We start from the raw sequence: 19,482 nt of genomic DNA, 5'->3' as shown, positions 1-19,482 counted from the left end.
TGTCAAGCGTCCCGAAGGATCAGAACCCCGGGGCGACCGAAAGGTTCTGATACATGCCGTACATGGCGGTGACGAAGATCGACACCATGCCCAGAAGCTGCACCCAGAACCGGTGACGCGAGAGGTGGCGGCAGAGCGCCTCGGCCTCCGGGCGTTCGACCGCGATGCGCCGCGCGGTGGCGAAGCTCATCGCCGCCACGATGCTGAGCGGCAGCAGGATCAGCACCACCGCCTGGGCGAACTCGATATCGTACCAGAAGGCCAGCAGCGACAGTGAGGACAGGCCGAAGGTCGTGACCCCGATCAGCCAGCTGCCCGCGACATGGCCCAGATGCAGCATCCGGTTAATGTTGATCCGCACCATGTCGATCAGATCGCGTTCGGACTGACCGCCGAAGCGGCGGGCCCGCACCACCATGTCGAAAGGCACGCCGAGCACGCGATGGCTCGCCGCGGACCAGATGAGCGCCAGCATGATCCAGAACCAGAGATTTGAGAAGGATCGCATGTCGATCACTTCGAAGAGCGTCTGGGTCAGGTCCACGTTCGGCAACATCCGGTCTTGCAATCGGCCCGAGCCTAGACGCGGGCCCGGAACTTGCCCAGCCTTGTGGGTCACGCCAAACCGTGCCACCCCCTGAATGTGATATGAAAACCCCGCCCGGGAGACGCCCCATGCAGCCCTTCTCCGCCCCCTACCCGCTCTCGCGTCCGCGCCGGTTGCGTCGGACCTTGGCGCTGCGCGCCATGGTGCGCGAAACGGCGATGACGCCCGACAATCTGATCTGGCCGATCTTCCTGCAGGCGGGCCGCGACGAGGAGAGCGCTATCGCCTCGATGCCCGGCGTGTCGCGGCTCACCGTCGACCGCGCCGTGGCGGCCGCGCGCGAGGCGCATGGCTTGGGCATCCCGGCAATGTGCCTGTTCCCCTATACCGGCCCCGAAAGCCGTACCGAGGACTGCGCCGAGGCGTGGTCGGACGACAACCTCACCAATACCGCGATACGCGCGATCAAGGACACGGTGCCGGAGATGGCGCTGATGACCGATATCGCGCTCGATCCCTACAACGCCAACGGCCATGACGGCTTCGTGGTCGATGGCGAGATCGTCAACGATCCCACGGTCGAGGCGCTGGTCAAGATGGCACTGGCGCAGGCGCGGGCCGGGGCCGACATACTCGGCCCCTCTGATATGATGGACGGGCGGATCGGCGCGATCCGCGCGGCGCTGGAGGCCGAAGGCCACGGCCAGGTGGCGATCCTGAGCTACGCCGCCAAGTTCGCCTCGGCCTTCTACGGCCCGTTCCGCGACGCGGTGGGCGCCTCCGGCGCGCTCAAGGGCGACAAGAAGACCTACCAGATCGATCCGGCCAACGCCGAGGAGGCGCTGCGCATGGTGGGGCGCGACCTCACCGAGGGGGCGGACATGGTGATGGTCAAGCCGGGCATGAGCTATCTCGACATCTGTCGCCGCGTGAAGGACGCCTACGAGGTGCCGACCTTCGCCTATCAGGTCTCGGGCGAATACGCGATGATCGAGGGCGCGGTGCGCAATGGCTGGCTCGACGGCGACCGGGTGATGATGGAAAGCCTGCTGGCGTTCCGCCGCGCCGGCTGCGACGGGGTGCTCACCTATTTCGCACCGCGCGCCGCGCGGATCATGGCTGGCTGAGCCCTGCCGGGCCATCGGCGGATGACAGCGCGGGCGGGCTGGCCTATGGTTCGCCCGACCGCCCGGACACAAGGGCGGCGCGACATCGCATGAGGGGCAGCGACATGGACAAGACGACACGGCGCGGGCTGATGCTCGGCCTCGGCGCCACCGGCCTTCTGGCCGCCTGCGGCAACGGCGTGGGCAGCGACGGCGGATCGCGCATCGACGCAAGGGTGCAGAGCACGCTCGATCACATGTATGACCGCTACCCGGGCACCCGCGAGTTGGCGGCCCAGTCCAGGGGCATGCTGGTGATGCCGCTGGTGACCGAGGTCGGTCTCGGTCTCGGCGGCGCCTATGGGCGCGGCGCGCTTCTCGTGGGGCAGAGCGTGGTCGATTACTACTCCGCGACTTCCGCCAGCGCGGGCCTGCAGATCGGTGCGCAGCAGTTCAGCCACGTGCTGTTCTTCATGACCGAGCAGGCGCTGGGCGATTTCCGTCGCGCGCCGGGCTGGGCGGCGGGCGCCGACGTGGAATACGCGATCAACGACCGTGGCGAGATGCTGCGCGCCGAGACCATCACGTCGCTGTCGCCGGTGATCGCGGTGGTCTTCGCGCAGACCGGGCTGCGGGTCGGCGCGACGCTCGAGGGGACCAAGTACAGCCGCATCATCCCCTGACCTCATCGCTGCCGCAGCGCCTCGGGCGCCGCGGCCTCGAGCCGTTCGAGATCCGGCGCGAATCCGATCGCCGCGCGGCCACGTGCCAGCGCCTCGGCGCTCATGCGGCGCGCGGCATCGGCGATGGTCGGGTCGGGGTGACGCTCCAGCGCGGCCAGCGTCTTGAGCATCGAGATCAGCACCTCGACCTGCCCCGCCCCGTCGCGGGCGATCGAGCCGAAGCCGTCCTGCATCAGATCCGCCGCGGCGAGCGGTACGACCCAGAGCCGGTCGTGCAGGGTCTCGTGCACTCCATGGCCGATCTCGTCGCGATAGGAGCCGATCACCCGGCCGATCCGGCCGATCACGTCGATCGCGGTTCCGGGATCGTTGATACCGGGGCTCAGCGCCTTGGAGCCGATCTCGGACAGCATGATCAGCGAAAAGCGCGGGTCCTGCTCGGAGGTGCGCAGCTCGCCCAGATGGATGTTCGCGCGGGCCGCCTGATCCAGCGCTTCGCCGCCGCCCACCAGATGCGCCAGGGGTTCGCCCCGATGCACGAAGCGACCGATCGGCGCGTCCAGATAAACCCGCCCGTCATGTTCCTCGGCCGCGGCCTGCAGGCTTTCCTCGTAGATCGCCTGCACATAGGCGGTGCGATCGGCGAGCAGCGGCCGGGCATGGGCCGGAATCCCGCCGGGCTCGAGCACATGCCCCCCGAGGCAGGGCCGCTCCATCCGCACCTTGAAGCTGCGCAGCGCCTCGCGCTCGATCCGCGCGGTCGTGTCGACGAGACTGCCGAGCGCTTGCAGATGCAGGATCCAGCGCAGGATCACGAAGACGATCAGCACCAGCACCGCCAGCGTGGCGAGATAGAGCGTCACGATCTCCTTCTCGCCGTAATAGGGCGTCGACAGCAGGATGATCGCGGCGAGAGAATAGATATAGGCGCCGACGAAGGTGGCGAGGACGGTCTGGGTCGTGGTGTCGGCGAGCAGCATCCGATGCGCCCGCGGCGTCCATTTCGACGAGGCCGACTGGTGCACCGACACCATCACCGACAGCGAGAAGGTGGTGACCGCGAGCATCGATGTGGAAATGATGTCGAGCAGCCGGTTCAGCGCATCGGCACCGATCACCTCCGACAGCCCGTCCGGGATCATCGGGCCGAACAGCTTGGCCGCGCCGAGCGCCACGAAGGCGAGGCCGGAGATCAGCGCGACGCGCACCCAAAGCCGGCGCGACAGGCGGTGGATCTTGCGCAACAGGGTGGGAAACATGCATTCTTCCGTGTCAGACCGCTTCTGCCTTGATGCGCGCGGCGTCACGGCCCCAACGCCAGCCATCGAAAGGGAGTTGCACGTGTTTCCCCTGTTGATCCTCGCAGCAGGCCGTTCGAGCCGGATGCGCGGCGCCGACAAGCTCGCGCAGGAGATCGACGGCATGCCGCTGCTGCGCCGTCAGGTGGCGGCGGCGATCGCGGCGGGGGCGCATGCCCATGTGGCGCTGCGCCCCGGCGATCCGCGCGCTACGCTGATCTCAGGTCTCGACGCCGTGATCCTGCCGCTCGAGGAAAGCGCCGAGGGCATGGGCGGCACGCTGCGCGCGGGCGTCGCGCGGCTGCCCCCCGCGCGGCGTTTCGGATTGATGCCCGCCGATCTTCCCGATCTCGACGCGGCGATGATCGCGCGGGTGATCGCTGCCGCGTCGCGCGATGATGGCGCGCTGGTCTGGCGCGGGGCGACGGCGGCGGGCCGTCCCGGCCACCCGGTGTTCTGCGACGCCGCGCTCAGGCCGCGCTTCGCGGCCCTCTCGGAGGCGCAGGGCGGGCGTGCCGTGCTCGCCCCATATGCCGCGCGGACACGGCTCGTGCCCCTGCCCGGAGAGGCGGCGCTGCGTGACCTCGATACGCCCGAGGACTGGGCCGGATGGCGGGCACGAAAAAGGGCGGAGGAATACGCTCCCCCGCCCGGCACTGGTTAAACTCGGCGGGCGCGTGTTCTGCGCGCCCTTGTGTTCTCAGACCACCATCAAGCGCGCCTCGTGACGCTTGAGCGACTTGCGGGCGGAGCGGTAGTCCTGAAGTCCCTGGCGACCGCGCAGTTCGGGGAACAACTCGAAGATCTCGTCCCGCTGCTCGGCGCCGATCCCCTTGAGCGAGTGGTCGCCGGGCTGGAAGCTCTCGGTCCAGGCGCCGTTCGACAGCACCACCTCGTGGCGGTCGAACATGAAGTGGATGTAGCTGGTGCGCATCACGTCGATGGCGTGAATGCCCTGCGAGCCGACCAGATGCTTGGCCGCGGCCAGAACCTCGCTGTCCTCGAAGTAGAGCTGGGCCCGGTCACCGGTGAGCAGCAGCCGGTGGTTGGGCGAGACCATCATGTCGCGCTCGGGCAGGCCGTTGCCGAGCGCGCCGGCGCGGATCATCACCGGCTTGAGATGCGGGCTGGTCAGGAACTGCGCCGGTCCGACCTGCTTGTGGCCGACCCAGCGGATCTCCTGGATGCCGTTGTCGCGGGTGATGACGCGGTCGCCCTCGCGCAGCTCCTCGACCAGCCGCTCGCCGCGCGGCGTGGCGATCACGGTGCCCGGGGTGAAGCAGGGCACGACGTTCTCGATCTCCTCGAAGCGCAGCGTGGTGCCGTCCTTGAAGTAGACGATACCATCCTCGCGGTCGTCCGAGGTGTATTCGATCCGGTCGATATCCTCGCCGCTCAGGTCGAGCGTGTCGTAGTCGTCGCCGCCCTCGCCGCCGACCACGTGGTCGCCGCCATTGCCGCCGATGAAGCTGTCGCGATCATCCTCGCCCGAGAGGAAATCGTTGCCCTGACCACCGATGATCGTATCGTTGCCCTTGCCGCCGAAGACGGTGTCGTCGTCGATGCCGCCATCGAGCGTGTCATCGCCCTGCCCGCCAAAAAGCGTGTCGTCGTCATCCTGGCCGAGGATGGTGTCGTTGCCCTTGCCGCCATGGAGTTCGTCCCGGCCGTTGTCGGTGACGAGATCGCCCTGATCGTCGCGGATGTTCAGGCTGTCGGGGAACTTGGGATCGAGGCCGCCGCGGATCACGTCATCGCCGTCGCCACCGAAGATGGTGTCGTTGCCCTCGCCGCCGGTCAGCTGGTCGTTGCCCTTGTTGCCATAGACGAGGTCGTCATCGATGCCGGCATCGACGGTGTCGTTGCCCTCGCCGCCATGGATCGTGTCCTGATCGTCGCCGGTCGTGATCGTGTCGTCGCCCTTGCCGCCGAAGACCAGGTCGCGATCGTCATAGGGATCGGGATCGGCCTTGAGATCGGGATAGGGGTTGTCGAAGCGATCGAGATCGGCCTGACGGTCGCCATCGCTCGTGTCGATCACGTCGTCGCCGTCGCCGCCATGGATCTCGTCATTGCCAGCGCCGCCGAAAAGCGTGTCGTTGCCGGCACCGCCGAAGATGGTGTCGTCGCCTGCCTCGCCATAGACGGTATCATGGCCGGCGCCTGCGTGGACGATGTCGTCCCCAAGGCCGGCGCGCACCGTGTCGTCGCCGCCATAGGCCTCGATCCGGTCGTCGTTGGGAGCGTCGTCGCCGAGGATCGCATCCTCGTTGTCGACCCGGTCGCCATCCGGATCACCGGTATAGGCGAGGTCGATCATGTCGTTGCCAGCGGTGCCCTCGACGATGCCGTCGGGAGCCTTGGGGCAGCTCACGTTGAGCGCGACCTCGGCCGTGTCGGTGCCGCCGCGGTCATCGGTGATGGTATACTCGATCACCACGTCGCCGGCGAAACCCGGCTCGGGGGTGTAATGCAGCGAGCCGTCATCCTGGATGACCACCTCGCCGCGGCTGGCGCGCGCGCCGGTGACGCGCAGAGGATCACCGTCCGGGTCGCTGTCGTTGGCGAGCACGTCGATGGTGACGGCCATGCCCTGGCTGGTGCTGGCGCTGTCGTTCTGGGCGTCGGGCGCGTGGTTGCCCTGCGGGTCCTTCTTGAAGTGCTCGATGTTGTAGAAATCAAGCCGCTCGCCGGTCGGCTGCATGTGCTCGTCAAGGAACTGGATCCAGCCGCTCGAGCCGTTGCCGTCGCCATCGGGGACGATGTCCTTGGCATAGACGTTGCCCATGCCGCGCAGGTCGAGCGTATCGAAATCATCCGCCTCGCCCGCGCCGCCGCCATACACGGCACCGCCGCGCCCGGGGGTGAAAGTGTCAGCGCCGTCGCCGCCATACAGCGTGTCATGCGCGTCGCCGGACAGGTGATCATCGCCCGTATCGCCATAAACTTCGTCTGCCCCGGCGCCGCCGTCGATCCGATCGTTGCCCGCGCCGCCATAAATCGCGTCGTCGCCGGCCCCGCCATACAGCGTGTCGTCACCCGGGGTTCCGTCGATCCGATCGTTCGCCATTCCTCGTCTCCTTCATCGGGACACCGTCCCTGCCCGCACTCGCTCGGATCTTCGCCGCCTGCCCGCCAATGGGCGCACCGGTGGACCCCGGCAACGGCTCGGGCGGCTGCCCATATGGAGGTCTGCCGTCTCCCCCAGGGTCACGTGCAGAACTTCGGGTCTCCGCCAGTTTTGGGACGGAGCGTCCTTTCCAAGCTCGAAACACAAATATTACGCAGGACCCGGCCGACAAAGGAAAAATTGCCCAAAACATGGCGGCAAAGGGTCATCTATCGGGAGAAGAGAGGGCCTTCATGGAAGTAGCGGCGGCAGGTTGGCCGACTTCAGGAAACAGAAGCCTTCGCCAAACCGCAATAATCCCATCTAAAACAGGCCACTGGCGACTGTCGGCCATTTTATTGTCGCCAGAACCCGAACGACCGGCGCCACAATCCATGCGTCCCCGACCTATACCTTTGCCTCATTGCCGCCACTATTCTTCGTTGCCGGATCGCGGCCAGTGGCGCAGCTTCGGGGCGATTATCCGCACGGAGCAGGGAAACGCGGCGAAGGCGACGGCTCAGCCGCCGAAGCTGCGTAGACCGCTGCCGGTGCGCGCCGCGCCGAAGCCGCCCGTGCGGGCCACCGTGGCGCGGGTCATCGGCGCCGCGGTGCGGGTCACCGGCCCGGCCTTGAAGGCATTGGGAGATAGCGAGGTGCTGCCACGCGCCTGGTTCAACACCGTACCGCCGGGGGTGGCGAAGCCGCCGGATGAGCGCCCGTAGAAGGGCTGCGCCATCGCGCCGCGCCCGCCGAGCATGTTGCCCAGAAGGTAGCCCGCCATCAGTGGCAGGAACACCGAGCCACCGCCGCCCGGTCGTTCCTCGACCATGCACTCGCCGCCATGTTCGGCCTCGCAGAGTGCCTCGTCGTCGTAGCGCGGCGCGGTTTCGACATGCGCCTCGAGCGCTTCGCCGAAGCCCTGCTCGCAGCTTTCTTCGGTAACCCAGGTGCCCGGCCCGGCCGCGGCTTCGAGGCAGGCATCGAGCGTCGGAAAGGCTGCGGAGGGCACCTCCTCCTCGCGGCAGGCGGCCAAGCTGAAGGCGGCGGCGCCCAGAAGCGCGATGCGCACGTGGCGCGAGCGCTTGCGCGGGGTGGCGGCGGGATGGCTGGCGATGGTCATGGCGGTCTCCTCCTCGCGCGCGGTCAGGCGCGGATGAAATGCGGCTTGAAACGGCTCAGGTCGCGCGTGATGCGGCCGCGATCCTCGCGCAGCCCCATCGCCACGCAAGTCTCGCCGACGATCCAGGCGCCGACCACCGGGTGCATGCCGTCGAAGACCGGCAGCGGATGGTAGGCCTGCAGGATCGCCGGATGACCGTCATAGCTGCGATCCGGCGCACGCTCCCTGCCCTGCGGCGTCACGATATCTATGCTCGATCCCTCGCGGGAGAAGAGGGGTTTGCGCACATGGCCGTCAGACAGCGCCGCGCGGGCGGCGGGCTGGGTCGCCTCATCCTCGAAATAGGCGGGAAGCAGGTTCGGATGCCCCTCGAACAGCCGCCACAGCACCGGCAGGATGCCCTTGTTCGACAGGATCGCCTTCCAGGGCGGCTCGAGGAACTGACAGCGGGCCTGCGGCAACGCCTCGGCGAAGTCGTCGCGCAGCATGTCCTCCCAAGGGTAAAGCTTGAACATCGCGCCGATCACCCGACCCTCACCATCGGCGAACTGGCCCGCCTCGGTCAGGCCGATCTCGGGGATCGGCACGAAATGCGCGCCGAGGCCCGCCTCGCGTGCGGCCCACGCCATGTATTCCGTTGTGGCGTAATCTTCGGGGTCATCGGGAAAACAGGCGAAATGCAGATCGGTATCGGGCGCGAATATCTCCGCCAGCCGCGCCACCAAAGCCTCGTGGAGCCCGTTGAACTGGTCCGAACCCTCGGGCAGCGCTCCCGCCCCGACCATGTCCTCGAGCCACTGCCATTGGAATGCCGCGCTCTCGTAGAGGGCGGTCGGCGTGTCGGCGTTGTATTCGAGCAGCTTCGCGGGGCCCTCGGCGTCATGGGCCAGGTCGAAGCGCCCGTAGAGTTCGGGCTCGCCTGCTTCCCAAGACGCTGCGATCATCGGCCGGGCGGCTTCGGGGATCGCGAGACGGTCCATCAGGTCGTCAGATCGCAGCACGTGGTCCACGGCCTCGCGGCACATGCCGTGCAGCTCAGTAGCCGGGTCCTCGATCATCGTCTCGACCTCGTCGAGATCGAAGGCGTAGACGGTGTCCTCGTCCCAATAGGGCTCGCCATGCATGTGATGAAAGGTAAAGCCGGCCTCGCGGGCCTTTTCCTCGAAATCCGGGCGGGCGCCCGTGGCGATGCGCTGCATGATCGGTCCTCCCGCGCGCAACCTGCGCGCCAATCGGACCTATCGCGAGCACGCGGCGCGAGCCAGCCCCAAGAGCGGCCTCGCATCGAAACGTGAGGAAAGCTGGTGCCGGTGGGGGGACTCGAACCCCCACGCCTTGTGGGCGGCGGATTTTGAATCCGCTGCGTCTACCATTCCGCCACACCGGCCAGCCCGACCCGCATAGACCGGCCCGGCGATCCCGTCAACGCGCCTCAGATGCGATCCGTGGCGAAGGTGTCGCAGGCCTCGAGACTGCCCTGCTCATAGCCAGTCGCGAACCAGCGCTGGCGTTGCTCGGAGGTGCCATGGGTGAAACTGTCGGGCCGCACCGTGCGCCCCGCCTCGCGCTGCAAGGTGTCGTCTCCAATCTGAGCCGCGGCATTCATCGCCTCCTCGATGTCGCCCGGCTCGAGCGAGCCGAACATCGCCTCGGCCCGGCGCGCCCAGATGCCCGAGAAGCAGTCGGCCTGAAGCTCGATGCGCACCGACAGAGCGTTCGAAGTGGCCTCGTCGCTGCGCTGGCGCACGGCGTTGACCTCGCCCAGCACGCCCAGCTCGTTCTGTACGTGGTGCGCGACTTCGTGTGCCACGACATAGGCGGCGGCGAAATCGCCGCCCGCGCCGAGCCGCCGGTCAAGTGTGGTGAAGAAATCGGTGTCGAGGAAGATCCGCTCCTCGGGCGGGCAGTAGAACGGACCGGTGGCAGCCGAAGCGCCGCCGCAGGCCGATTGCGTCGCCCCCTTGAACAGCACCAGCTCGGCCGGCTCATAGGCCCTTCCGACCTCGCTCGCGAATATGTCGGCCCAGATCTCCTCGGTATCGGCGAGGGTGACGGACACGAACTGCGCCGCTTCCTCGTCGGCGGCGGTGATCTCGCCGCCACCGCCCCCCTGCATCTGTCCGTCATCCAGAAGCGGCGTCAGGTCCACCCCGAGGAAATAGCCGACGACCACGATGGCCAGGAGCCCGAAGCCGCCCGCTCCGCCGATGGCCACGCCGCGCCCGCCGCCCGAGCGGCGCCTGTCGATGATGTTGCCGCTGCCCCGGCGTCCACGCCATTTCATGTCATCGTTCTCCCCTGCGGGCGATTGCCCGGTTGACCCCGCGCCGGGGCCGTGTTCCTGAACAGGTGACGTTTCAGAGGTGACCCGAGTTCCATGCTGCGCCGTTTCTATGACATGACCATTTCCTTGGCGGGTCACCGTCACGCCCTCCCCGCCCTTGGCGCGGTGAGTTTCGCCGAATCCTCGGTCTTCCCGATTCCGCCGGACGCGCTGATGATCCCGATGATCCTCGCCCGGCCGCGTCGCGCCTGGGTCATCGCACTGGTCTGCACGCTGGCCTCCGTGGCCGGCGCACTTCTGGGTTACTGGATCGGCGCGGCGCTGTTCGACAGCCTGGGGCAATGGGTGCTCGACCTCTATGGCAAGGCCGAAAAGTTCGAGGAGTTCCGGCTGCGCTACAATGACTGGGGCGCATGGGCCGTGCTGGTCGCCGGCGTCACGCCATTTCCCTTCAAGGTGATCACGATCGCGTCGGGGGTGACCGGGCTTTCGCTGCCGGTGTTCATTGTCTCCTCGATCATCGCTCGCGCGGCGCGGTTCTTCCTCGTGGCGGCGATCCTGCGCGTGTTCGGCGACGTCGCGCGGGACTTCATCGAGCGGCGGCTTGGTCTGGTCTTCACCGTCTTCTGCGCCATGCTCTTCGCCGGTTTCTACGCGACGAGGTACTTGTGAGCCGCACCCTGACCATTCTTCTCGCCACGCTCGGCTCGGCCGCGCTGCTGGGCGGGGCCTTCATCTTCCAGGCCTTCGGCTACCCGCCCTGTGCCATGTGCATCTGGCAGCGCTGGCCACATGGCATCGCCATCGCCATCGGCCTGATCGCGCTGATGCTGCCGGGCCGGGTCCTGCCGCTGCTGGGCGCGTTGGCCGCCGTGACCACGGCCGCCATCGGCGTGTTCCACACCGGGGTCGAGCGCGACTGGTGGGAGGGCCCGGCGAGCTGCACCGGCACCGGCCAGAGCCTCGGCTCGTTGTCGGGTGGCGACCTGCTGTCGCTGGACGGCCCGCGCCTGGTGATGTGCGACGTGGTGAGCTGGGAGTTGTTCGGCCTGTCGATGGCGAGCTGGAATGCCCTGTTCTCGCTGGTGCTGGTCGGCCTGTGGGTCGCCGCGCTGCGCCGCAGCTGAGCGAGGTATCCGCCTCCCGGGCGCTTCATCGGCGGCAGGGCGACCCGAGGATACCCCTTGCCCGCGCACCCGCGGGCACGCCATGATCCCGGCATGACAGATTGCATCCTCATCGGCGCTCCGGTGGATTGCGGCAAGCGACGCCGCGGCTGCCTCATGGGCCCCGACGCCTATCGTACCGCAGGTCTCGCAGAGGCGCTCGCCTCGCTGGGCCACGGTGTCACCGACATCGGCAACGTCGCCCCCGACCGGGTCGAGGTCGCACCGCCGCGCAACGGCGCGGTCCACGAACTCGCGCTCAATGTCGGCTGGACCGCGGCCCTGATGCGCGCCGCGCGCGAGCAGGCGCCGAACGGTTTCCCAATCTTCATGGGCGGCGACCATGCGCTGTCGCTCGGCACGGTGGCCGGGATGGCCGCGCATGCCGAGGAGATAGGCCGCCCGCTCTTCGTGCTCTGGCTCGACGCACATAGCGATTTCCATACGCCCGACACCACCACCACCGGCAACCTGCACGGCACGCCGCTGGGCTACGTCACGGGCCGCGAGGGCTTCGACGCCTTTCCGCCGCTGCCGGCGACGGTGCCGGTGAGCCGGGTCGGCATGATCGGGCTCAGGAGCGTCGATCCCGAGGAGCGCGCCGCGCTCGAGGATGGCGACGCGACCCTGGTCGACATGCGAATGATCGACGAGATCGGCATCGCGCGCCCGCTCTCGGAATTCCTCGACCGCGTTCAGGAGGCCGACGGCATCCTGCACGTCTCGCTCGACGTCGACTTCCTCGACCCGGCCGCCGCTCCCGCCGTCGGCACCACGGTGCCCGGCGGCGCGACGGTGCGCGAGGCGCATCTGGCGATGGAGATGCTGTCCGACAGCGGTCTCGTGGCCTCGCTCGACCTCGTCGAGTTGAACCCCTCGCTCGACGAGCGCGGCCGCACCGCGGCATTGATGGTCGAACTGGCGGCTTCGCTGATGGGCCGCAGGGTGTTCGACCGGCCCACCCCGCGCGGCGCCTGAGCGACTTTGTTCCCGAAATACGCCGGGGGTCCGGGGGCAGCGCCCCCGGGGCTTCCCGACAGCGCCGCGCTCAATGATAATGGAACTCGCCGGTCACGTTGCGCCACTCACCGGGCGAGATCAGCTTTCGGTGGGTGAAACGAACCGAGTGCAGCGGCCCCTCGATCTCTTCCTGCCAGAACTCGATGAATTCGAACAATCTCGGATGATCCGGCGCTAGGTCGTATTCCTGCCAGACGAAGCTGTTGAGCACGTGCCTGTAGTCGGGCATGCGATAGAACAGCTCGGCCGTGGTGAGCCCATAGCCCTTGAGCATCAGTTCGGTTTCCGAGAGGTCCTGCGGCATCGAATGGCTCCTGCGTGGCATGCGGGCTTGACCCCGCCACTCGATTCCAGCATGAAACCAGAAAAAGTCAATTATCCCAATTTGTTAGCCACTGCCGTCAGCGGCTGCCAGCAGGCGGCGGCATCCTCTGTTGCGCCCCATATGGCGCGGGTGCTATAGGTTTGGCTCACAATATATAGCAGTCACAAGACAGCAGGCTTTCCCCCCGTGAGCGACATTCCCGACACACCCGAGACCGACGATTCCATGCCCGAGCGCCCCGCGCCCAGCGGCCCCACGGTCTCCATCGTCGAGGAGATGAAGACCTCCTATCTCGATTACGCGATGAGCGTGATCGTCAGCCGCGCGATCCCGGATCTGCGCGACGGGCTCAAGCCCGTGCACCGGCGTATCCTCTATGCCATGCACGAGACCGGCAACGCGCATGACAAGCCCTATCGCAAGTCGGCCCGCCCCGTGGGCGACGTGATGGGCAAGTATCACCCGCATGGCGATTCAGCCATCTACGACGCGCTGGTGCGGATGGCGCAGGACTTCTCGATGTCGCTGCCGCTTCTGGACGGCCAGGGCAACTTCGGCTCCATGGACGGCGACAACGCGGCGGCCATGCGCTACACCGAGGTCCGCATGGACCGCCCGGCGGCGTTCCTGTTGTCGGATATCGACAAGGACACGGTCGATTTCCAGGACAACTACGACGGCAAGGACCGCGAACCCACGGTCCTGCCGGCCCGTTTCCCGAACATGCTGGTCAACGGCGCGGGCGGCATCGCCGTCGGCATGGCGACCAACATCCCGCCGCACAATCTTGGCGAGGTCATCGACGCCTGTCTCGCGCTGATCGACGACCCGGACCTCTCCTCCGAGGGGCTGATGGAGTTCGTCCCCGGCCCCGATTTCCCGACGGGCGGGCTGATGCTGGGCCGTTCCGGCGCGCGCAAGGCCTATCTGGAGGGCCGCGGGTCGGTGATCATCCGCGCCAAGACCCATGTCGAGGAGCTGCGCAAGGATCGCTACGCCATCGTCGTCGACGAGATCCCCTATCAGGTGAACAAGGCCTCGATGATCGATCGCATCGCCGAGGCCGCGCGCGACAAGCGGATCGAGGGGATCGCCCATGTGCAGGACGAGAGCGACCGCTCCGGCGTGCGCGTCGTCGTCGAACTCAAGCGCGACGCCACGCCCGAGGTAGTGCTGAACCAGCTGTTCCGCTTCACGCCGATGCAGACATCGTTCGGCTGCAACATGCTGGCGCTGAACGGCGGCCGCCCCGAAACCCTGACCCTGCGCGGTTTCTTGACCGCCTTCCTCGACTTCCGCGAAGACGCGATCGCGCGGCGCACCGCGTTCCTGCTGCGCAAGGCGCGCGAGCGCAGCCACATCCTGTGCGGCCTCGCCGTGGCGGTGTCGAATGTCGACGAGGTCGTGGCCACGATCCGGTCCTCGGCCGATGCGGCCGATGCGCGTGAAAAGCTGATGACGCGTGCATGGCCCGCGCATGAGATCATCGAATACATCAAGCTGATCGACGACCCGCTCCATCCGGTGAACGAGGACGGCACCTACAACCTGTCCGAGGCACAGGCCCGCGCGATCCTCGAGCTGCGACTGCAGCGTCTGACCCAGATCGGCGTGCAGGAAGTCACCGACGAATTGCAGGAGCTAGCCGCGAAGATCCGCGACTATCTCGACATCCTGTCCTCGCGCGAGCGGATCCTGACGATCATCCGCGAGGAGCTGCGCGAAGTGCGCGATCTCTTCGCGGTGCCGCGCCGCACCGAGATCGTCGACTGGGCCGGCGACATGGAGGACGAGGACCTCATCGAGCGCGAGGACATGGTCGTCACCGTGACCCAAGGCGGCTACATCAAGCGCACGCCGCTGGCCGAGTTCCGCTCCCAGCGGCGCGGCGGCAAGGGCCTGGGCTCGATGCAGACCAAGGAGGACGATGTCGTCACCTCGCTCTTCGTGGCCAACACGCATGACCAGATGCTGTTCTTCACCACCGAAGGCATGGTCTACAAGCTGAAGTGCTGGCGCCTGCCGCTCGGCAGCCGCACCGCGCGCGGCAAGGCGATCGTGAACATCCTGCCGATCCCCACGGGCGTCTCGATCGCGGCGATCATGCCGGTCGACCGCCCCGAGGAGGACTGGTCGGACCTGCAGATAGTGTTCGCGACCTCCGCGGGTGACGTGCGCCGCAACGCGCTGTCGGACTTCACCAACGTCATGCGCAACGGCAAAATCGCGATGAAGCTGCCCGAGAATGTCAGCCTCGTGAACGCGCGCATCGCGTCAGAGGATGACGACGTGATGCTGGTCACGGATTCCGGCCGGGCGATCCGCTTCCGTACCACCGATGTGCGGGTGTTCCAGGGCCGCTCCTCGACCGGCGTGCGCGGCATCCGCCTGTCGGATGATGACCACGTGGTGTCGATGGCCGTGATCCCGCATTTCGAGGCCGAGGCCTCCGAGCGGGTGGCCTATCTCAAGATGCGCCGTGCCATGGCGGGGATCGCCGACGATGCCGATGCCGAGGCCGAGGATGATGACGAGGGCGTCGTCGCCGGAGCGTTGTCGCCCGAGCGCTATGCCGAGATGTCGGCTTCCGAGACGTTGATCCTGACGATCTCCGCCCGCGGCACCGGCAAGCTGTCGTCGAGCCATGACTATCCGGTTCGCGGTCGCGGCGGCATGGGCGTCAACGCCACCGACAAGGCGATGCGCGGCGGTCCGATCGTTTCGGCCTTCCCGGTCGAGACCGGGGACCAGATCATGCTGGTGACCTCCGCTGGCCAATCGATCCGGGTACCGGTGGACGGGATCTCGTTCCGCTCGCGTTCGGCCGGCGGCGTGAAGGTGTTCGACACCGGGCGTGGCGAAGAGGTCGTCTCGGTGGCGCGGATCGCCGATCAGGGCGACGCGGTGGACGCGGTCGAGGCCGCGGCCCCGGAGGACGGCACCGAGTGAGACAGCGCCCCGTCCGGTTCGCTGGACGGGGCTTTTCTTTGGCCGCCGCTGCGCCTATCTGGGCGCCATGACAGAACCTCTTCACATCGTCGGCGGTGGCATGGCCGGCTCCGAAGCCGCCTGGCAGGCCGCCAATGCCGGCATTCCCGTCATCCTGCACGAGATGCGCCCCAAGACCGGCACCTTCGCGCACCGCACCGGCGACCTCGCCGAGATGGTCTGCTCCAACTCGTTCCGCTCGGACGATGACGAGCAGAACGCGGTGGGCCTGCTGCATTGGGAGATGCGCGCGGCGAACGGGCTCATCATGTCGACCGCCGACCGGCACCGCCTGCCGGCCGGGGGCGCGCTGGCCGTCGACCGCGATCCCTTTGCCGCCGATGTCACGGCCCAGCTCAAGGCGCATCCCAACGTCACGGTCAGCTACGAGGAGATCACCGATCTGCCCGAGACCGGGCACTGGATCTTCGCCACCGGGCCGCTGACCTCACCGGCCTTGGCCGAGGCCATCTCGTCGGTGACCGGCACCGGCGCGCTGGCATTCTTCGACGCCATCGCCCCCATCGTCTATGCCGAGAGCATCGACATGTCGAAGGCCTGGCTGCAATCGCGCTATGACAAGGGCGAGACCGAGGAAGAGCGTACCGCCTACATCAACTGCCCGATGACGAAGGACCAGCACGAAGCCTTCATCGATGCGCTTCTGGCTGCCGACAAGACCGAGTTCCACGAGGGCGAAACTGCGGGCTATTTCGATGGCTGCCTGCCGATCGAGGTGATGGCCGAGCGCGGGCGCGAGACGTTGCGCCACGGACCGATGAAGCCCGTGGGGCTGACCAACCCGCATGATCCGGAGAACAAGCCTTACGCCGTGGTGCAACTGCGCCGCGACAACAAGCTGGGCACGCTCTACAACATCGTAGGCTTCCAGACCAAGATGAAGTACGGCGCGCAAACCGATGTTTTCCGTATGATTCCCGGACTTGAGAACGCACGTTTCGCGCGGCTGGGCGGGATTCATCGCAACACGTTCCTCAACAGCCCGACGCTGCTGGATGCGGAAATGCGGCTCAAGGCCCGGCCGAACATCAGGTTCGCGGGCCAAGTGACCGGGGTCGAGGGATATGTCGAAAGCGCGGCCATGGGGCTGCTGGCGGGTCGGCTCGCCGCTGCCGAGATCCTCGGCGGCTCGGTGCCCGCGGTGCCGCAAACCACGGCGATGGGTGCGCTCGTCACCCATATCACCGGCGGTGCCGAGGCGAAGACGTTCCAGCCGATGAACGTGAATTTCGGGCTGTTCCCGCCGCTGGACGGCGTGCGTGGCGGGCGGCGCGGGCGCAAGGACCGCTACAAGGGCTATACCGACCGTGCCAAGGAGGATTGGCGGGGCTGGCTCGCGGCGCAGGAAACCTCCGTGGAGGCCGCTGGCGCCTGAGCCCTTGCCGCGCGGCCCCCGGGACCACATCTCGGGGGCAGACAACGAATGGACGATTGATGCTCTATATCCTCGCGCTGCTGCTACCGCCCGTCGCCATCATGCTCACCGGTCGGGTGATCCTCGGCATGGTAGTGCTGGTGATCTGGTTCCCGGCGATCCTGATCTCGGGCGGTCTGGGCCACCCGATCTTCATCCTGCTGGCATGGCTGATCATTCACCAAAGCGCGGTGAAGCGCGGCTGAATGCGCGTCACCCGCTTCGCGCCGTCGCCCACCGGGCCACTGCACCTGGGCCACGCCTTTTCGGCGCTGACGGCCCATGCGCGGGCTGAGGGTGGGACCTTCCTGCTTCGGATCGAGAATATCGACCGTCAGCGGTCGAAGCCCGAATGGGAGCGGCGGATCCATGACGATCTGCGTTGGCTCGGTCTTGAGTGGCCCGAGCCGGTGATGCGGCAGTCGGAGCGGATCTCCGTCTATCGCGAAGCCCTCCAACGCCTCTGGGCCGAGGGCCTTCTATACCCCTGCAGCTGCAACCGACGCGACATATTGGAGGCGGCCTCGGCCCCTCAGGAAGGCGGGCCGCGTTTCGGGCCCGACGGCATGATCTACCCCGGCACCTGCCGCAGCCATGATCGATCGGGGCCGTTGCCGGAGAACATGCCGCTGCGGCTCGACTTGCGGCAGGCGATGAGCCGGATCGACGGCCCTCTGCGCTGGACCGAGACCGGCACCGATCCCGGCCCGCGCGAGATCGACCCCGCCGCCTTGATCGAAAGCGTCGGCGATCCGGTGCTGGCGCGGCGCGACATGGGCACCTCCTACCATCTTGCGGTGGTGATCGACGATGCGGATCAGGGCGTGACGGAGGTGGTGCGCGGCCGCGATCTGCTCGAGGCGACGCCATTGCACGTGGCGCTGCAAAGACTCATGGATCTACCGGTCCCCGATTACCACCACCATCGCCTGATCCGTGACGAAACCGGCCGCCGTCTGGCCAAGCGCGACGACGCGCGGGCCATCGGCCTCTACCGCGCCGAGGGGGCAAGCCCGGCCGATATCCGGAAGATGATCGGCTTCTAGGCTACCTTGTTCTTCAAATACGCAAATCCGATGCCGTCAGCCTCATGCCATCGGCCGAGTCAACTCGACCTCCTCACCCTCGCGGATCGCGGTATAGAAGCAGTTGCGCCGGCCGGTATGGCAGGCCGGGCCGGATTGTTCGACCTGCAACAATAGGCAGTCGCGGTCGCAATCGACGCGCATCTCGACCAGCACCTGCTGGTTGCCCGAGGTCGCGCCCTTTTCCCAGAACTCCTGCCGCGAGCGTGACCAGTAGGTGACGCGACCCGAGGCGAGCGTCTTCTCGATTGAGGCCGCGTTCATCCAGGCCATCATCAGCACCTCGCCCGTGGAGGCCTCCTGCGCGATGGCGGGGATCAACCCGTTGGCGTCGTAGCGGAGCGTCTTGGGGTCGAACATCGGCACAAACCTTTTGCATCCCGGGGCGTCGTGCCTATCTAGAGGCACGACTGACGAGAGGCAAACATGACCGAGCGCGCCAGCGGCGAGACCGACCTGATCAAGCTCTATTCGCAGCGCATCCTCGCGTTGACGACGGAAATGCCGCTGACCGAGCGGCTGGATGCGCCCGACGCCACGGTGAGGCGGCGCGCGCCATTGTGCGGCTCGACCGTGACGGTCGATGTGACGGTCGAGGATGGCCGGGTGAGCGGATACGGACAGGACGTCAAGGCCTGCGCGTTGGGTCAGGCAGCGGCGGCGATCGTCGGCGGTGCGGTGATCGGGCGCGATCATGGCGAGCTGGCCCACGCCCGCGACCAGCTGCGCGCCATGTTGACCGAAAACGGTCCGGTGCCCGAGGCCCCCTTCGATGGGTTCGAGGTGCTTCTGCCTGCGCGGGAGTACCGCAACCGGCATGCCTCGATCCTGCTGGCAATCGAGGCGGTGACGCAGGCGGTTGAGGAAGCCGAAGCACGCCGACGCGCCGCAGTCTGACGGCACGAAAAAAAAGCCGCCGCGCATCCTTCGGGATGGCGGCGGCGAAGGCGGGACCCTTCGGGGCTCCGGCCGCGCGCCGAAGCATGGCTTCGAGGCGACGGATGGGCGATCCGCCGCGATTGCCCCGCGGGATCAGGGCTGCGGCGACCGGCAAGGGGTCCGGGCAGATCAGATCAGGCCGGGCAGCCACAATCCGACGAACAACAGGATCATCAGAGACGCCGCGCCCAGCGCGTCGGCGACGAGGGTGTCGCGAGAGCGGTTCACTGCAAGTTTGAGTTCCTGGGCCATCCGCGTCTCCTCTCTCCAAGCTCCTGTTGCCGCTTTGTTCCCATACGGGGCGGCCCCTGTAAAGAACTTTATGAGAACATTGCGGCCGAACCGAGGTAATGAGTTGTAATAAGTGAGAATTT

Annotated in this window: 20 protein-coding genes and 1 tRNA gene; 11 read left to right on the top strand and 10 right to left on the bottom strand. The window is 67.3% G+C overall.

All coding sequences use genetic code 11. From position 1 onward, the window contains the following. Nucleotides 1-19 precede the first annotated feature (19 nt). The gene (locus tag O4G76_RS05120; protein WP_269396303.1) at nucleotides 20-556 is read right to left on the bottom strand and encodes a component of SufBCD complex; all 537 of its coding nucleotides are present in this window, start codon (nucleotides 554-556) and stop codon (nucleotides 20-22) included. Nucleotides 557-675: 119 nt separating this feature from the next. Here O4G76_RS05120 and hemB point away from each other — a divergent pair, with 119 nt between their 5' ends. Together hemB and O4G76_RS05110 are read left to right on the top strand one after the other, a co-directional pair. Beyond that, nucleotides 676-1,674: a porphobilinogen synthase gene (hemB, locus tag O4G76_RS05115; RefSeq protein WP_269396302.1), complete on the top strand. Its 999-nt coding sequence runs from the start codon at nucleotides 676-678 to the stop codon at nucleotides 1,672-1,674. A gap of 104 nt (nucleotides 1,675-1,778) precedes the next feature. Further along, nucleotides 1,779-2,336, top strand: a complete 558-nt coding sequence (locus O4G76_RS05110; protein ID WP_269396301.1) for a YSC84-related protein — start codon at nucleotides 1,779-1,781, stop codon at nucleotides 2,334-2,336. A 2-nt stretch (nucleotides 2,337-2,338) separates the two neighbouring features. Here the strand turns inward: O4G76_RS05110 and O4G76_RS05105 are convergent, their stop codons facing one another. After that, nucleotides 2,339-3,595 carry a DUF2254 domain-containing protein gene (locus O4G76_RS05105; protein WP_269396300.1) on the bottom strand — a complete coding sequence of 419 codons (1,257 nt, stop codon included), beginning with the start codon at nucleotides 3,593-3,595 and terminating at the stop codon, nucleotides 2,339-2,341. Nucleotides 3,596-3,677: 82 nt separating this feature from the next. On the opposite strand from O4G76_RS05105, the gene O4G76_RS05100 reads away from it, so the two are divergent. Then, nucleotides 3,678-4,298 carry a nucleotidyltransferase family protein gene (locus O4G76_RS05100; protein WP_269396299.1) on the top strand — a complete coding sequence of 207 codons (621 nt, stop codon included), beginning with the start codon at nucleotides 3,678-3,680 and terminating at the stop codon, nucleotides 4,296-4,298. 36 nt (nucleotides 4,299-4,334) lie between these two features. Here O4G76_RS05100 and O4G76_RS05095 read toward each other — a convergent pair whose 3' ends face one another. The 5 genes from O4G76_RS05095 to O4G76_RS05075 form a co-directional block, all read right to left on the bottom strand. Continuing rightward, the gene (locus O4G76_RS05095; protein ID WP_269396298.1) at nucleotides 4,335-6,704 is read right to left on the bottom strand and encodes a Hint domain-containing protein; all 2,370 of its coding nucleotides are present in this window, start codon (nucleotides 6,702-6,704) and stop codon (nucleotides 4,335-4,337) included. 559 nt (nucleotides 6,705-7,263) lie between these two features. Next, nucleotides 7,264-7,866 carry a DUF1190 domain-containing protein gene (locus tag O4G76_RS05090; protein WP_269396297.1) on the bottom strand — a complete coding sequence of 201 codons (603 nt, stop codon included), beginning with the start codon at nucleotides 7,864-7,866 and terminating at the stop codon, nucleotides 7,264-7,266. A gap of 23 nt (nucleotides 7,867-7,889) precedes the next feature. Continuing rightward, a complete protein-coding gene (locus O4G76_RS05085) occupies nucleotides 7,890-9,065 on the bottom strand; it encodes a glutathionylspermidine synthase family protein (RefSeq protein WP_269396296.1) in 1,176 nt (391 codons plus the stop codon). A 103-nt stretch (nucleotides 9,066-9,168) separates the two neighbouring features. Further along, a tRNA-Leu gene (locus O4G76_RS05080) sits at nucleotides 9,169-9,253 on the bottom strand. 45 nt (nucleotides 9,254-9,298) lie between these two features. Next, complete coding sequence (locus O4G76_RS05075) at nucleotides 9,299-10,150, bottom strand: neutral zinc metallopeptidase (protein ID WP_269396295.1); 852 nt, start codon at nucleotides 10,148-10,150, stop codon at nucleotides 9,299-9,301. 93 nt (nucleotides 10,151-10,243) lie between these two features. On the opposite strand from O4G76_RS05075, the gene O4G76_RS05070 reads away from it, so the two are divergent. From O4G76_RS05070 to rocF, 3 genes are all read left to right on the top strand, one after another. Then, complete coding sequence (locus O4G76_RS05070; RefSeq protein WP_269396294.1) at nucleotides 10,244-10,822, top strand: YqaA family protein; 579 nt, start codon at nucleotides 10,244-10,246, stop codon at nucleotides 10,820-10,822. Continuing rightward, entirely contained in the window at nucleotides 10,819-11,277 is a 459-nt protein-coding gene (locus O4G76_RS05065) for a disulfide bond formation protein B (protein WP_269396293.1), read from the top strand. The genes O4G76_RS05070 and O4G76_RS05065 overlap by 4 nt, the downstream gene beginning before the upstream one ends. A gap of 93 nt (nucleotides 11,278-11,370) precedes the next feature. Then, entirely contained in the window at nucleotides 11,371-12,294 is a 924-nt protein-coding gene (gene rocF / locus O4G76_RS05060) for an arginase (RefSeq protein WP_269396292.1), read from the top strand. A gap of 70 nt (nucleotides 12,295-12,364) precedes the next feature. Here rocF and O4G76_RS05055 read toward each other — a convergent pair whose 3' ends face one another. Next, the gene (locus tag O4G76_RS05055) at nucleotides 12,365-12,640 is read right to left on the bottom strand and encodes an usg protein (RefSeq protein ID WP_269396291.1); all 276 of its coding nucleotides are present in this window, start codon (nucleotides 12,638-12,640) and stop codon (nucleotides 12,365-12,367) included. 207 nt (nucleotides 12,641-12,847) lie between these two features. Here O4G76_RS05055 and gyrA point away from each other — a divergent pair, with 207 nt between their 5' ends. The 4 genes from gyrA (at nucleotide 12,848) to gluQRS (ending at nucleotide 18,130) form a co-directional block, all read left to right on the top strand. Further along, nucleotides 12,848-15,610 carry a DNA gyrase subunit A gene (gyrA, locus tag O4G76_RS05050; RefSeq protein WP_269396290.1) on the top strand — a complete coding sequence of 921 codons (2,763 nt, stop codon included), beginning with the start codon at nucleotides 12,848-12,850 and terminating at the stop codon, nucleotides 15,608-15,610. A gap of 67 nt (nucleotides 15,611-15,677) precedes the next feature. Next, nucleotides 15,678-17,045 (top strand): methylenetetrahydrofolate--tRNA-(uracil(54)-C(5))-methyltransferase (FADH(2)-oxidizing) TrmFO, encoded by a 1,368-nt coding sequence (trmFO, locus tag O4G76_RS05045; protein WP_269396289.1) that lies wholly within the window; start codon nucleotides 15,678-15,680, stop codon nucleotides 17,043-17,045. 59 nt (nucleotides 17,046-17,104) lie between these two features. Beyond that, on the top strand, nucleotides 17,105-17,290 hold the full coding sequence (locus tag O4G76_RS05040; protein WP_085896641.1) for a hypothetical protein: 186 nt from the start codon (nucleotides 17,105-17,107) through the stop codon (nucleotides 17,288-17,290). Beyond that, a complete protein-coding gene (gene gluQRS, locus O4G76_RS05035; protein WP_269396288.1) occupies nucleotides 17,291-18,130 on the top strand; it encodes a tRNA glutamyl-Q(34) synthetase GluQRS in 840 nt (279 codons plus the stop codon). A gap of 42 nt (nucleotides 18,131-18,172) precedes the next feature. Here gluQRS and hisI read toward each other — a convergent pair whose 3' ends face one another. Then, entirely contained in the window at nucleotides 18,173-18,529 is a 357-nt protein-coding gene (gene hisI, locus O4G76_RS05030) for a phosphoribosyl-AMP cyclohydrolase (protein ID WP_269396287.1), read from the bottom strand. A 66-nt stretch (nucleotides 18,530-18,595) separates the two neighbouring features. Between hisI and O4G76_RS05025 the strand changes: the two genes are divergently transcribed. After that, a complete protein-coding gene (locus tag O4G76_RS05025; protein ID WP_269396286.1) occupies nucleotides 18,596-19,066 on the top strand; it encodes an iron-sulfur cluster assembly scaffold protein in 471 nt (156 codons plus the stop codon). Between the two features lie 171 nt (nucleotides 19,067-19,237). On the opposite strand, the gene O4G76_RS05020 is transcribed toward O4G76_RS05025, so the two are convergent. Continuing rightward, nucleotides 19,238-19,360: a hypothetical protein gene (locus O4G76_RS05020; RefSeq protein WP_269396285.1), complete on the bottom strand. Its 123-nt coding sequence runs from the start codon at nucleotides 19,358-19,360 to the stop codon at nucleotides 19,238-19,240. Nucleotides 19,361-19,482: the final 122 nt, after the last annotated feature.

Source organism: Limimaricola sp. G21655-S1 (genome assembly GCF_027213785.1).
Classification (GTDB): domain Bacteria; phylum Pseudomonadota; class Alphaproteobacteria; order Rhodobacterales; family Rhodobacteraceae; genus Limimaricola.
This window is presented reverse-complemented; position numbering and strand designations above follow the sequence as displayed.